Here is a 12919-nt window from a genome sequence, read left to right as displayed (position 1 = left end):
CGCCGTAGACCGGCACCGGCGTCGGCGACTCGGAGACCAGACGCGGCACCACGGAGCCGAGCTCGGCCGGGTCCCACTTGGCGCCCTTGTCCTGCGACGCGGCGCGCTGCCAGCCGTCGCAGACGGTGACCTTGCCGCCCTCGACCTCGAAGACGCGACCGGAGACGTCGCCGGACTCCTCGGAGCCGAGCCACACGACGAGCGGCGAGATGTTGGCCGGATCCATCACGTCGAACGAGCCGTCCTCGGGCGCGGCCATCTGTGCGGCCATGGCCTCACCTGCGGAGGTGGTCATGCGGGTGCGGGCGGACGGGGCGATCGCGTTGGCGGTGACGCCGTAGCCCTTCATCTCGGCCGCGGTCTGGATGGTCAGCAGTGCGATGCCGGCCTTGGCGGTGGCGTAATTGCCCTGGCCGACCGAGCCGAACAGTCCGGCGCCCGAGGAGGTGTTGATGACGCGAGCGGCGCGCGGGCGGCCGGCCTTGGACTCGGCGCGCCAGTACTCGGCGGCATGACGCAGCGGTGCGTAGTGGCCCTTGAGGTGCACGGTGGTGACCTTGTCCCACTCCTCCTCGGACATGCCGACGAGCATCTTGTCGCGCAGGAAGCCCGCGTTGTTGACCAGCACGTCGAGGCCGCCGAAGGTGTCGATGGCCTGCTGGACGAGCTCGCGCGCGCCGTCCCACGAGGAGATGTCGTTGCCGTTGATCACGGCCTCACCGCCGGCGGCCTTGATCTCGGCGACGACCTGCTCGGCGGGGTGCTCCCCCACGTCCTGGCCGTCGATGCCGGCGCCGAGGTCGTTGACGACGACCTTGGCACCCTCGGCGGCAAAGGCCAGGGCGTGCTCACGGCCGATGCCGCGGCCGGCGCCGGTGACGATGACGACGCGTCCGTCGCAGATTCCCATTGATTACTCCTTGATCGTGGTGACAGTGCAGGTGCGCAAGACCAGTGCAGGTACGCAGAGTCGGTTGAGGTGTGTGATGCCCGGTCGGGCTCAGTGCTTGTTCTCGGCGGTGGAGGCCGTCAGGAACGCGGGCTTCTCGCCGCCGCCGTGGACCAGTAACTCGGCGCCGGTGATGTAGGCGGCCAGTGGCGAGGCGAGGAACGCGGCGGCCCGGCCGACGTCGGCGGGCTCGGCCATGCGCCCCATGGGGATGGTGGCGTCGACGGCGGCCACCCCGTCGGCGTCGCCGTAGTGCATTTCGGCCTGTTCGGTCTTGACCGGCCCCACCACGACGGAGTTGACGCGCACCGCGGGGGCCCACTCGACGGCCAGCGACTGGGTGAGCGAGTCGATGCCGGCCTTCGCGGCGCCGTAGGAGGCGGTGCCGGGCGAGGGCCGGTGGCCGGAGACGGAGGAGATGTTGACGATCGCGCCGCCGAGCTGGCCGTCGGGCCCATCGGCGGACATGACCCGGTGGGCCTCCTGCGCGACGGTGAGTACGGACAGCAGGTTGAGGGCGACGATCTTGGAGTGGAAGTTGGCGCTGGCGTCGGCGGCGAGGGCGAACGGGGCGCCGCCGGCGTTGTTGACCACCACGTCGAGGCGGCCGTGCTTGGCGACGATCTCGTCGACCATCGCGCGCACCGCCTCCGGGTCCCGGAGGTCGGCGGAGTGGAACTCGAGGTCCGCGACATCGGAACCGTCGTCCGCGGGTCGCCGCGCACAGGTGACGACGACGGCGCCGGCATCTCTGAAGACGCGACTGATTCCGGCGCCCACGCCCCGGACCCCTCCGGTAACGAGGACTACCTTGCCCGCCAGACCAAGATCGATGTTCGTCATGCGTGCTAGCCTACCAAGCAAGCGTTTGGTTAGTCACCGGACCGTTCCGAGACGAGCGGACGGTGGCGTGCGAAGGGAGCACCATGGGCATCAGCGTCGACAAGGGCGCAGACGGTATCGCGACCGTCACCGTCGACTATCCCCCCGTCAACGCCATCCCGTCCGCGGGCTGGTTCGAACTCGGCGAACAGATCCTCGCCGCCGGCCGGGACCCCGAGGTCCACGTCGTGATCCTTCGGGCCGAGGGCCGCGGGTTCAACGCCGGCGTGGACATCAAGGAGATGCAGGACTTCGAGGGCTTCGACCACCTGCTGGCCGCCAACCGCGGCTGCTACGTGGCCTTCAACGCCGTGTACGAGTGCGCGGTCCCCGTGATCGCCGTGGTGAACGGCTTCTGCGTGGGCGGCGGCATCGGACTGGTCGGCAACGCGGACTGCATCGTCGCCTCGGACGACGCGGTGTTCGGCCTGCCCGAGGTGGACCGTGGGGCGCTCGGCGCGGCCACGCACCTGGCGCGCATGGTGCCGCCGCACATGATGCGGACGCTGTACTTCACCTCCCGCAACGTCACCGCCCAGCAGCTGCACAACTGGGGAACGGTGTACGACGTGGTCCCCCGCGATCAGCTCGACGCCGCGGCGCGGGACCTGGCGGAGTCGATCGCCGCCAAGGACACCCGGGTGATCCGGGCGGCCAAGGAAGCCATCAACCACATCGACCCGGTCGACGTGAAGTCCTCGTACCGCATGGAGCAGGGCTTCACCTTCGAGCTCAACCTGGCCGGCGTGGCCGATGAGCACCGGGACGAGTTCGTGAAGACCGGAAAGAATCTAGATAAGCGATCTGAGAAGGCGGGCGACACCAAGTGACCAGCACTCCCACCCCGCGCGACAAGCGCCAGAGCCTGGACGAGGCGGTTTCGCGCCTCGAGAGCGGCATGACCATCGGGATCGGCGGCTGGGGCTCGCGGCGTAAGCCGATGGCCCTGGTGCGCGCGATCCTGCGCCGTGAGGATCTCACCGACCTCACCGTCATCACCTACGGCGGCCCGGACCTGGGCCTGCTGTGCTCGGCGGGCAAGGTCTCCAAGGCCTACTACGGTTTCGTCACGCTGGACTCGGCGCCGTTCTACGACCCGTGGTTCGCGCGTCGCCGCACCGAGGGCTCGATCATCTCCCGCGAGATGGACGAGGGCATGGTCCGCGCCGGGCTGACCGCCGCCGCACAGCGCCTGCCGTTCCTGCCCACCCGCGCCGGCCTGGGCTCGGACGTGTTCCGCTTCTGGGGCGACGAGCTCAAGACGGTCGACTCGCCGTACGACTTCGAGGGCAAGACTGAGACCCTCCTGGCGATGCCAGCGCTGAAGATGGACGCCGCGCTCATCCACCTGGACAAGGCCGACAAGCACGGCAACGCCGCGTTCACCGGCGCGGATGGCTACTTCGACGACCTGTACGCCATGGCCGCCGACACCGTCCTTCTCGAGACCGACGAGATCGTCGACTCGGCGGATGCGCTGATGAACGAGGTCGGCCCGCAGCGCATGCTGCTCAGCCGCATGTTCGTCGACTCGGTGTCCGAGGCCCCGAACGGCGCGCACTTCACGTTCGCCGGCGGCTACGGGCGCGACGAGGCGTTCCAGAAGCACTACGCGACCGCCGCGAAGGACGATCAGGCCTGGGCCGACTTCACGGCCGAGTTCCTGTCCGGGTCCGAGGAGGACTACCAGAAGGCTGTCGCGGCCTTCACCGAGCGTGTGGCCGCCGAGAAGGCCGCCGCATCCGAGAAGGGAGCCAAGTGATGAGCGAGAACAGCACCGACCAGATCACCCGCGCCGAGTACTGCGTCATCGCCTGCGCCGAGATCTTCGCGGGCGCCGGAGAGATCTTCGCCTCCCCCATGACCCCGATGGCCACGATCGGCGCCCGCCTCGCGCGCCTGACCACGGAGCCGGACCTGCTCATCACGGACGGCGAGTACCGCTTCCTCGGCCAGACCCCGCCGCTGGGCAAGCTCATCGACTTCGAGGGCTACATCCCCTTCCCCCGCGTCTTCGACGTACTGCAGGCCGGCACCCGCCACGTGGTGATGGGCGCCAACCAGATCGACAAGTACGGCAACCAGAACCTGTCGGCGTTCGGCGAGGACATCCAGAAGCCCACGCGCCAGATGTTCGGCCTGCGCGGCGCCCCCGGCAACTCGATCAACCACGCCACCAGCTACTGGGTGGGCAAGCACTCCACGCGCGTGTTCACCGAGTCCGTCGACATCGTCTGCGGCATCGGCTACGACCGCTATGAGGAGGGCGATCCCGCCTTCCGCTTCCACGTCATTCCGAAGATCGTCACCAACCTGGGCGTGTTCGACTTCTCCGGCCCCGGCCGCACCATGTGCGCGGTGACCCTGCACCCGGGCGTCACGGCCGAGCAGGTCGCGGAGAACACGGGCTTCGAGGTCGCGGGCCTGGCCGAGGCGGGCGTCACCCGCGATCCGTCGGCGGAGGAACTGCGCATCATCCGCGAGGTGATCGATCCGCGCGGCTTCCGTAACCGTGAGGTCCCTGCGGAGGAGTCCAAGTGAGTGGCGACGACGACAACACCGCCGGCACCGGCAGCGCTTCGCGCGCGGCGACCCTGGCCACGGACTTCACCAGGCTCGTCGGCGTGGAGTACCCGATCGTCCAGACCGGCATGGGCTGGGTGTCCGGGCCGGAGCTGACCGCGGCCACGGCCAACGCGGGAGGCCTGGGCATCATCGCCTCGGCCACCATGACGTACGCCGAGCTCGAGGACGCCATCGTCCGGACCAAGAAGCTCACCTCCAAGCCCTTTGGCGTCAACCTGCGGGCGGATGCCGAGGACGCCGCCGAGCGGTGTGAGCTGATGATCCGCCACGGGGTGAAGGTCGCGTCGTTCGCGCTCGCACCGAAACCGGAGCTGATCGCACGCCTGAAGGAGAACGGTCTCGTCGTCGTCCCCTCTATCGGCGCTGCGAAGCACGCCGTCAAGGTCGCGTCCTGGGGCGCGGACGCGGTGATCGTGCAGGGCGGTGAGGGCGGTGGACACACCGGCCAGGTCGCCACGACGCTGCTCCTCCCCAGCGTCATCGACGCCCTGGGCGGTGCCGGCAACACCTCGATCCCGGTCGTCGCCGGCGGTGGGTTCTTCGACGGTCGTGGCCTGGTCGCGGCGCTGTCCTACGGCGCCGCGGGCGTCGCGATGGGCACCCGCTTCCTGCTCACCAGCGACTCACAGGTCCCCGACGCGGTGAAGAAGCAGTACCTCGAGAAGGGCCTTCAGGACACCGTGGTCTCTACACGCGTAGACGGCATGCCACACCGGGTGCTGCGCACGGGCCTGGTCACCGCGCTCGAGTCCGGCAATCCGGCCAAGGGCATGGTCGCGGCCGTGCAGAACGCCAACAAGTTCAAGGCCATGACCGGCATGAAGTGGCAGCAGCTGGCCAAGGACGGCCTCAACATGAAGCGCTCGTCCGACCGCACGTGGCAGCAGATCGTCATGGCCGCCAATACGCCGATGCTGCTCAAGGCCGGGCTGGTCGAGGGTAATACCGAGGCCGGCGTGCTCGCGTCCGGCCAGGTCGTGGGCATGATCGACGACCTGCCCAGCTGCGACGAGCTGATCCAGCGCATCATGACGCAGGCGCACGGACGACTGTCCGCGCTCCGCGAACTCCGCTGAAGCCCGTCACCACGGACGCCCTCACCCTGTACTCACAACGGGTGGGGGCGTCCGTATTCGATAATCTCCACGTGTAGCGAACTCTTGGCTTATCCTTAGACGGTTCACATAACAGGCGGGCGCGGCCCGTCCCATCCCCTCCGGAGGAACCCCTCATGCCCCGTACTGCTCTCCGCACCGCCGCCGCCCTCGGCGCGGCCACCGCCCTGACCGTCGCCGGCGCCGGCGTCGCCATGGCCACCACGACCGACACCGCCACCGACGGCAACACCGTCTCGGTGACCTTTACGCTGGACGGGGGCTTCATCGACGGAGACGCCTGCGGTGCGCTTCTCGCGCCGACCTCGACGGCCGCCACCCTCGCGGGTCAGCTCGCGACCGCCACCGACACGAATCTCCTGGCCACTCTGCAGAACATCAGTGAGGCCCCCGGAGTGGAACTCCTCAAGGCCAACGGCTCCCCGGCCGTTCTGCTGGGGACCTTCGGCGACATCGGCGTGGACTCGGCCACCGTGTCCGCCACCGTCGACTCCAACGTCTACGCGCTGGTCACCTACTGCTCGTCCGATGACGCGCCCGGGGTCACCCCGTTCCTCCTCGTCGGCGATCCGGTCGAGGCCGTTATGGGCAGTGTCGCCACCGGCAGCGAGGGTGACCTGCTCGGCACTGCGTCCGCGATGCTCGGGGAGGCCGACGGCGAGGCCGGTGGCGGCCTCGGCCTCGACACCCTCTCGTCCGCGCTCGGCGGCGAGGCGGAGGGCGAGCTCGACCTGGCCGTCCTGTCCTCCGCGCTGGGCGAGACCGACGCCGCCAACTGACCCCTCACCGCGTCGGCCCGCCGGCGCATGAGACGGGCCCCGCACCGGCTGGTGCGGGGCCCGTCTGGTCGTCGGGGTTCGTCGCCGTCAGGCGTCCAGGCGCTCGATGATCGTGACGTTGGCGGTGCCGCCGCCCTCACACATGGTCTGCAGGCCGTATCGGCCGCCGGTGCGCTCGAGTTCGTTCAGCAGGGTCGCGAACAGCTTGGCCCCCGTGGCGCCGAGCGGGTGGCCCAGCGCGATGCCGCCGCCGTTGGGGTTGACGCGCGCCGGGTCCGCGCCGGTCTCCTTGATCCACGCCAGGACGACGGGGGCGAAGGCCTCGTTGATCTCCACCACGTCGATGTCGTCGATCGTCAGGCCGGTCTTGGCCAGGGCGTGCTTGGTCGCCGGGATGGGCGCGGAGAGCATCATCACCGGGTCGTCACCGCGGACGGTGAGGTGGTGGATGCGGGCGCGCGGCGTCAGTCCGTACTTCTCGACGGCCTCGGCGGAGGCGAGCAGCCCGGCGGAGGCGCCGTCACAGATCTGCGAGGCGACGGCGGCGGTGAGTGAGCCGCCCTCGGCCAGCACGGGCAGCGAGGCCATCTTCTCGAGGGTGGTCTCCCGGGTGGTCTCATCGGCCTCGAGGCCGGCCATCGGGACGTACTCGCCTGCGAACCGCCCCTCGGCGATCGCGGCGCGGGCGCGGGCGTGGGACTGCAGGGCCCACTCCTCCATCTCCCGGCGGGAGATGTCCCACTTGTCGGCCATCATCTGGGCGCCGTTGAACTGCGAGATCTCCTGGGAGCCGAAGCGCTCGACCCAGCCGGTGGAACCGGTGAACGGGTCGTCGAATCCGTACTCGCGCCCGGCGAGCATGGCCGACGAGATGGGCAGGGCGCTCATGTTCTGCACCCCGCCGAACAGGATCACGTCCTGGGTGCCGGACCAGATGGCCTGTGCGCCGAAGTGGATGGCCTGCTGACTGGAGCCGCACTGTCGGTCGACGGTCGTGCCCGGGACGCCCAGGGGCATCCCGGCGGCGAGCCAGGCGGAGCGGGCGATGTTGCCGGCCTGGGGGCCGATGGTGTCGACGCAGCCGAAGATGACGTCGTCGACGACCTCCGGGTCGATACCGGTGCGTTCGACGACCGCCTTGATGACGTGCGCGCCCAGGTCGGCCGGATGCTGTCCGGACAGGCTGCCGCCGCGCTTGCCGACGGGCGTGCGGACGGCGTCGATAACGTAGGCCTCGCGGCCGGTCACGCTGGTCATGTGTCTCCTCGGGAAGGGGTGGGAAGGTCAGCCGACGGCCAGGCCGTCGAGCACGATGTTGAGGTATTGGTCCGCGATGGCCGCGTGATCGTTCTCGTCGTCGGGCCGGTACCACCGCACGGCGACCCACACCGTGTCGCGCAGGAAGCGGTAGGTGAGCCGCACGTCGAGGTCACCGCGGAAGTCGCCGGACTCCATCCCCCGGGTGAGCACGTCGGTCCACATCTCGCGGAACTCGGTGTTGCGCTCACGGAGGTAGTCGAATCGCGGGTTGCCGCGCAGGTGCTTGAGTTCGTCCTGGTAGATGGCGACCTCGTCGCGGTCGCGGTGGATGGCCTCGAACGAGGCGCGGACCAGCTGTTCCAGGGTCTCCCGCGGGCCGAGGCCGGCCTCCACGATCCGACGGTATTCGCCGAAGAGTGCGTCGAGGAATCCGCGGAGGATCTCGTCGACGATCGCCTCTTTGGACGAGAAGTGGTGGTAGAGGCTCCCCGAGAGGATGCCCGCGGCGTCGGCGATGTCGCGGACGGTGGTCGCACGCAGGCCGCGTTCGGCGAAGAGCCCTGCCGCGATCGACAGGAGCTCCTCACGTCTGGTCGTGCTGGTCATACCCCGAGGGTACCAACCAAGCACTTGCTAGGTAGAGGTTCGGTCCTCCCCCGCGCCACCGAGCCCCCGGAACGGTCCCCGGGGGCTCGGCCACTGTCGCGCGGTCGGGTCAGGAACCGAAACCCAGGAAGACGTACTCCAGGGTCGCGATGAGTGTTCCGGGAATGTTGAGGACCCCGTGGACGATGTCGCCGAGGGAGCCGGCCGGCAGGGAGGGGGCGAGGCCGTCGACCGATCCGTCGATCGTCTCGTGGAGGTCGTGCAGTGAGCCACTGAGCATGGTGTTCTCCGTTCGGTCGGATCAGGCGGGGCCGTGGGAGCCGAAGCCCCAGAACAGGTTGGACGAACCGTAGAGGAGGGCCGCGGGCAGCTTGAGCACGCCACCGATGACGTTGCCGGCCGATCCGGCCGGCACGATGCCGTCCACGGATCCCCACAGGTCGTCAGCGAGCCCTCCGAGCACGCCGCTGAGGTCAATCATTCTTCATCTCCGATGGTCGAGGGGGTTGACGACACTCAGCTTAGTGAGGCCCCCGGCTGCCCGCGTGGCAGTCCCCCGGATTGCCACGCGGGCACCTGGCGCGGCGCACGGGCGCCGCCGCCCCGCCCACCTCGCCGCTAGACTCCGGCGCATGCGGACCACCACAGCACTGACCTCCCGCCCCTGTCGCACCCGTGCCCTCGTGGCGTCGGCGGTGCTCGGCCTGACGCTGGGGCTGGGCGCGTGCGCAACCGGGGAGGGGAACGACGACGAGGGCGGCACCGCCACCACCACCGCAGCGGCCGAGTCGACCGAACCGGCGGGGTCGGCAGCGTCGTCGGAGTCCGCAGTGTCGTCGGAGCCCGCCGATCCGGGGTCGACCCCGCCGCCCGGCAAGGTCGAGCAACTCGTCCTCACCGCCGAGGACGCCCCGGAGGTCGGGCTGCAACCCGTCCCCGCGGATGAGATCGCCGGCGGGATGGACGCGCTCGGCGCGTTCACGTCCGATGTCCGCGTGGAGCCGGAGCAGTGCGCGGACATCAGTCAGGACGGCCTGGGCGCGCAGTCGGAGCCGGACGCCATGGCGATCCAGGCCGGCCAGGTCGGGGGCACCTCGTTCGCGGTGGCCGTGACCCGGGTGACCGACGGCCTGGCCGCGCGTGCGCAGCAGATCGAGGACTGCCCGGTCATGACGGTCGCGTTCCCGCTCCAGGGCGAGGAGATGATCACCGAGGCGCAGAACTCGCTGCTGGAGGTCGACGCCCCGGAGGGGGTCGAGGACTTCGCGGCCGTGGTCCAGGACAACTCGATGACCATGATGGGGCAGTCCATCCGGACGTCGAACGTGATGATCACGGGCGTCGTCCGCGGGCTCGGCATCTCCGTCACGGCGTCCGGCACCGACGGGCCGATCTCCGACGAGGCCCGGGACACCGCCCTCGAGCTCTTCACAGCGCAGGCGGAGAAGGTCCGGACCGCCTGATGCCGCTGCCCGTCAGGCGCGCTGCGAGGAGATGGAGACGACCTCCCCGGTGAGGTAGGTCGTGTAGTCGCTGGCGAGCATGGCGATGGTCGCGGCGACCTCCCACACGTCGGCGGCCCGCCCGAAGGCCTCCTTGGCGGCGAGGTCGTCGAGCAGCTCCGCGGAGGCGGACTTCTCGAGGAACTTGTGGCGGGCGATGGACGGGGCGATGGCGTTGATCCGCACCCCGTAGTCGGCACCCTCGATGGCGGAGCAGCGGGTCAGCGCCATGACGCCGGCCTTGGCCGCGGCGTAGTGGGCCTGCGCCCGCTGCGCGCGCCAACCCAGCACGGAGGCGTTGTTGACGATCACGCCGTTGTGCTCCGCGTCGCGGAAGTACCGCAACGCCGCGCGCGTCGCGCGGAAGGTGCCGTTCAGGGTGATGTCCAGGACCCGGTCCCAGTCCTCGTCGGTCATGTCGACGAGTTCGGTCTCGCCGCCGAGTCCGGCGTTGTTGATGAGCACGTCGATCCGGCCCAGCTTCTCCGCGGCACCGGCGATCAGTGCGTCGACGTCGGCGGTCGACTGGACGTTGCAGGTCAGCGACTCGATCTGCTGGTCCGGGAACTCGGCGGCGAGCGCGTCGCGGGCCTCGTTCATGCGGCGTTCGTGGAAGTCGGAGACCAGGACGTCGGCGCCCTCGAGCGCCGCGCGTCGGGCCGCCGAGAAGCCGATCCCGGTCCCGGCCGCCGCGGTCACCACGACCTTCTTTCCCTTGAGCAGTCCGTGTCCGGGGGTCTCCTCGGGGACGACGGCGAGGGGGGATTTCTGCTCGGTCATGACGGCCTTGCCTCTCGGGGTAGTCCGAGCACGCGCTCGGAGATGATGTTGCGCTGGATCTCGTTCGATCCGCCGTAGATGGTGTCGGAGCGGGTGAACAGGAAGAGCCGCTGCCACTGCGCGAGCTCGAGGTTCTCGGGGTCGCGGAGGTCGTTGGGCGCTCCCTCGGAGGTGTGGGTGGGCCCGGTGAGGGACTGTGCCCCCTGCACCTCCATCGCGAGCTCGCCGAGGTCGCGGTGCCAGTTGGCCCACAGCAGCTTCGCGGCGGAGGCGTTGCCGCCGGAGGAGTCGCGATCGGCGAGCGTCCGCAGCGCGTGGGCACGGATCACCTTGAGCCCGATCCACGCGCGGGTGATGCGCTCGCGCACGGCGGGCACCTCGGCGCTGCCGTTCGCGCGGGCCATCGCGACGATCTCGTCGAGTTCGCGGGCGAAGCCGACCTGCTGGCCCAGGGTGGAGACCCCCCGCTCGAACTCGAGCAAGGTCATGGCCACCTTCCAGCCGTCGCCCCGCTCCCCCACGATCATGCCGGCGTCGGTGACCGCGTCGTCGAAGAAGACCTCGTTGAACTCGGAGGTCCCTGTCAGTTGCTGGATCGGGCGGATCTCCACACCCGGCTGGTCGAGCGGGACCAGGAGGAAGCTCAGTCCCTTGTGCCGGCTCGTACCCGCTTCCGTGCGGGCCACCACGAACACCCACTGACTGAGGTGCGCGAGCGAGGTCCACACCTTCTGCCCGTTGAGGTGCCACCTGCCGTCATCCCCGAGTTCGGCGGTCGTCGAGACGTTGGCCAGGTCGGACCCGGCGCCGGGCTCGGAGTACCCCTGAGCCCACAGTTCGGTGACGTCGATGATCCGCGGCAGGAAGCGGTCCTTCTGCTCCCGGGTCCCGTGGGCGATCAGGGTCGGGCCGAGGAGCGTCTCACCGAGGTGGGACACCCGCGCCGGGGCGTCCGCCTTGGCGTACTCCTCGTGGAACCGCACCTGCTGGCTCAGCGACGCACCGCGCCCGCCGTGCTCGACCGGCCAGCCGACGCAGGTCCACCCCGCCGCCGCCATGTGCCGCTCCCAGGCGAGGCGTTGCGGGAAGAACTCGTGTTCGCTACCGGGGCCGCCGACGCCCTTGATCTCGGCGAACTCGCCGACGAGGTTGGCATCCAACCAGGTGCGGAACTCCGCCGCGAACTCGTCGTCGGTCATCTCCGACGCGGGCGTGCACTTCTCGGGTGCCGAACTCTCGGTCATACGCCCACACTACCAAGCACTTGCTTGGTTTGCCGGAACCGCCCTCCGCCCACGCCGGGATCGGTTTGGATGACGCCCATGAACTCCCCCTCTCAGCCCCTGTCCGGCAAGGTCGCCTTCATCACCGGCGCCGCGCGCGCCCAGGGCCGGGCCCATGCGGTCCGCCTCGCCTCGGAGGGCGCCGACCTCGTCGTCGTCGACGTCTGCGCGCCCGTGTCCGGGTCCGCCACCTATCCCGCACCCACGCCGGACGACCTGGCCGAGACCGTCCGCCTCGTGGAGGAGACCGGCCGGCGCGCGATCTCGGCCGTCCTCGACATCCGCGACCTGGGCGCGCTGCAGGATCTCGTCGCCCGCACGATCTCCACCTTCGGACGGTTGGACATCCTGGTCGCCAACGCCGCCGTGCTCAGCTGGGGGCGACTGTGGGAGATGCCGGAGGACGACTGGGACACGGTCATCGGCGTCAATCTCAGCGGCACATGGCGGACGATCCGTGCGGCGGTGCCGGCGATGATCGAGGCGGGAAACGGCGGGTCGATCATCATCGTCAGCTCGTCCGCGGGCCTCAAGGCGACGCCCGGGAACGGGCACTACTCGGCCTCGAAGGCCGGCCTGGTGGCGTTGACCAACGCCCTCGCACTCGAGGTGGGCGAGTTCGGCATCCGCGTCAACTCGATCCACCCCTACTCGGTGGACACGCCGATGATCGACCCCGAGGGCATGGCCGACCTCTTCGGCCGCTTCCCGTCGTTCCTCCACAGCTTCTCGCCGATGCCCCTGAAGAACGCCCGCGTGGACGGCGCGAGCACGCTCGCCGACTTCATGCCGCCCGAGGAGGTCTCCGAGGTGGTCTCCTACCTCGCCGGCGACGGTTCGCGGTCGATCTCCGGCGTCCAGCTCACGGTCGACCGGGGAGCGCTGAAGTACTAGGTGAGAGCACGCACCAGACCTGACCAAGCACTTGCTTGGTAGAGTTGCGCCCGCATCACCCGCAGTCCGCAGCCCCACCGAGGAGTCCGCGATGAACCCGACCGACGACACCGCTCCCGCCCAGGGCGCCCCAGTCGAGACCACCCCCGCCGCACTGCGTCGCGCGGCCCGGTCGTGGCCGGAGCGCGAGGCGATCGTCGACGTGCAGCCCGGCCAGGACACCCGCTGGACGTGGGCGCACCTGCACGACGAGGTCCGCCGGTTCGCCGCCGGCCTCGTCTCG

The 12919-nt window shown here is 70.0% G+C and carries 15 protein-coding genes and 1 pseudogene; 8 read left to right on the top strand and 8 right to left on the bottom strand.

The window, feature by feature from the left end:
- Positions 1-910, bottom strand: a 910-nt coding sequence (locus tag G6024_RS00595; RefSeq protein ID WP_182640281.1) for an SDR family oxidoreductase, incomplete at its 3' end; no start/stop codon positions are given.
- Positions 911-1000: 90 nt separating this feature from the next.
- Positions 1001-1792 carry an SDR family oxidoreductase gene (locus tag G6024_RS00590; RefSeq protein ID WP_119191886.1) on the bottom strand — a complete coding sequence of 264 codons (792 nt, stop codon included), beginning with the start codon at positions 1790-1792 and terminating at the stop codon, positions 1001-1003.
- 83 nt (positions 1793-1875) lie between these two features.
- Here G6024_RS00590 and G6024_RS00585 point away from each other — a divergent pair, with 83 nt between their 5' ends.
- The 5 genes from G6024_RS00585 (at position 1876) to G6024_RS00565 (ending at position 6311) form a co-directional block, all read left to right on the top strand.
- Positions 1876-2661 (top strand): enoyl-CoA hydratase family protein, encoded by a 786-nt coding sequence (locus tag G6024_RS00585; RefSeq protein ID WP_119191885.1) that lies wholly within the window; start codon positions 1876-1878, stop codon positions 2659-2661.
- Complete coding sequence (locus tag G6024_RS00580) at positions 2658-3593, top strand: CoA transferase subunit A (RefSeq protein ID WP_119191884.1); 936 nt, start codon at positions 2658-2660, stop codon at positions 3591-3593. Before G6024_RS00585 ends, G6024_RS00580 begins: the two co-directional genes overlap by 4 nt.
- Positions 3593-4372, top strand: coding sequence for a CoA-transferase (locus tag G6024_RS00575; RefSeq protein WP_119191883.1), 780 nt, complete (start codon positions 3593-3595; stop codon positions 4370-4372). The genes G6024_RS00580 and G6024_RS00575 overlap by 1 nt, the downstream gene beginning before the upstream one ends.
- Positions 4369-5493, top strand: coding sequence for an NAD(P)H-dependent flavin oxidoreductase (locus tag G6024_RS00570; RefSeq protein ID WP_119191882.1), 1125 nt, complete (start codon positions 4369-4371; stop codon positions 5491-5493). Before G6024_RS00575 ends, G6024_RS00570 begins: the two co-directional genes overlap by 4 nt.
- A 155-nt stretch (positions 5494-5648) precedes the next feature.
- Positions 5649-6311 (top strand): hypothetical protein, encoded by a 663-nt coding sequence (locus G6024_RS00565; RefSeq protein WP_119191881.1) that lies wholly within the window; start codon positions 5649-5651, stop codon positions 6309-6311.
- Between the two features lie 87 nt (positions 6312-6398).
- Here G6024_RS00565 and G6024_RS00560 read toward each other — a convergent pair whose 3' ends face one another.
- The 4 genes from G6024_RS00560 to G6024_RS00545 form a co-directional block, all read right to left on the bottom strand.
- Entirely contained in the window at positions 6399-7568 is a 1170-nt protein-coding gene (locus G6024_RS00560; protein ID WP_096906037.1) for an acetyl-CoA C-acetyltransferase, read from the bottom strand.
- Between the two features lie 27 nt (positions 7569-7595).
- Positions 7596-8177: a TetR/AcrR family transcriptional regulator gene (locus tag G6024_RS00555; RefSeq protein ID WP_096906038.1), complete on the bottom strand. Its 582-nt coding sequence runs from the start codon at positions 8175-8177 to the stop codon at positions 7596-7598.
- A gap of 109 nt (positions 8178-8286) precedes the next feature.
- On the bottom strand, positions 8287-8457 hold the full coding sequence (locus tag G6024_RS00550) for a hypothetical protein (protein ID WP_156523482.1): 171 nt from the start codon (positions 8455-8457) through the stop codon (positions 8287-8289).
- Between the two features lie 21 nt (positions 8458-8478).
- Complete coding sequence (locus tag G6024_RS00545) at positions 8479-8658, bottom strand: hypothetical protein (protein ID WP_067711812.1); 180 nt, start codon at positions 8656-8658, stop codon at positions 8479-8481.
- 151 nt (positions 8659-8809) lie between these two features.
- On the opposite strand from G6024_RS00545, the gene G6024_RS00540 reads away from it, so the two are divergent.
- Positions 8810-9640, top strand: coding sequence for a hypothetical protein (locus G6024_RS00540; RefSeq protein ID WP_159147576.1), 831 nt, complete (start codon positions 8810-8812; stop codon positions 9638-9640).
- 12 nt (positions 9641-9652) lie between these two features.
- Here G6024_RS00540 and G6024_RS00535 read toward each other — a convergent pair whose 3' ends face one another.
- Complete coding sequence (locus G6024_RS00535) at positions 9653-10459, bottom strand: SDR family oxidoreductase (protein ID WP_159147575.1); 807 nt, start codon at positions 10457-10459, stop codon at positions 9653-9655.
- Complete coding sequence (locus G6024_RS00530; RefSeq protein ID WP_119191878.1) at positions 10456-11703, bottom strand: acyl-CoA dehydrogenase family protein; 1248 nt, start codon at positions 11701-11703, stop codon at positions 10456-10458. The genes G6024_RS00535 and G6024_RS00530 overlap by 4 nt, the downstream gene beginning before the upstream one ends.
- A gap of 78 nt (positions 11704-11781) precedes the next feature.
- On the opposite strand from G6024_RS00530, the gene G6024_RS00525 reads away from it, so the two are divergent.
- Positions 11782-12636, top strand: coding sequence for a mycofactocin-coupled SDR family oxidoreductase (locus G6024_RS00525; RefSeq protein ID WP_061227410.1), 855 nt, complete (start codon positions 11782-11784; stop codon positions 12634-12636).
- Between the two features lie 91 nt (positions 12637-12727).
- A pseudogene (locus G6024_RS00520) lies at positions 12728-12919 on the top strand (fatty acid--CoA ligase); the annotation flags it as partial.

The organism is Dietzia maris (assembly GCF_014144855.1).
Classification (GTDB): domain Bacteria; phylum Actinomycetota; class Actinomycetes; order Mycobacteriales; family Mycobacteriaceae; genus Dietzia; species Dietzia kunjamensis.
The sequence above is the reverse complement of the archived record's forward strand: the minus strand, read 5'-3'. Positions and strand labels throughout refer to the sequence as shown.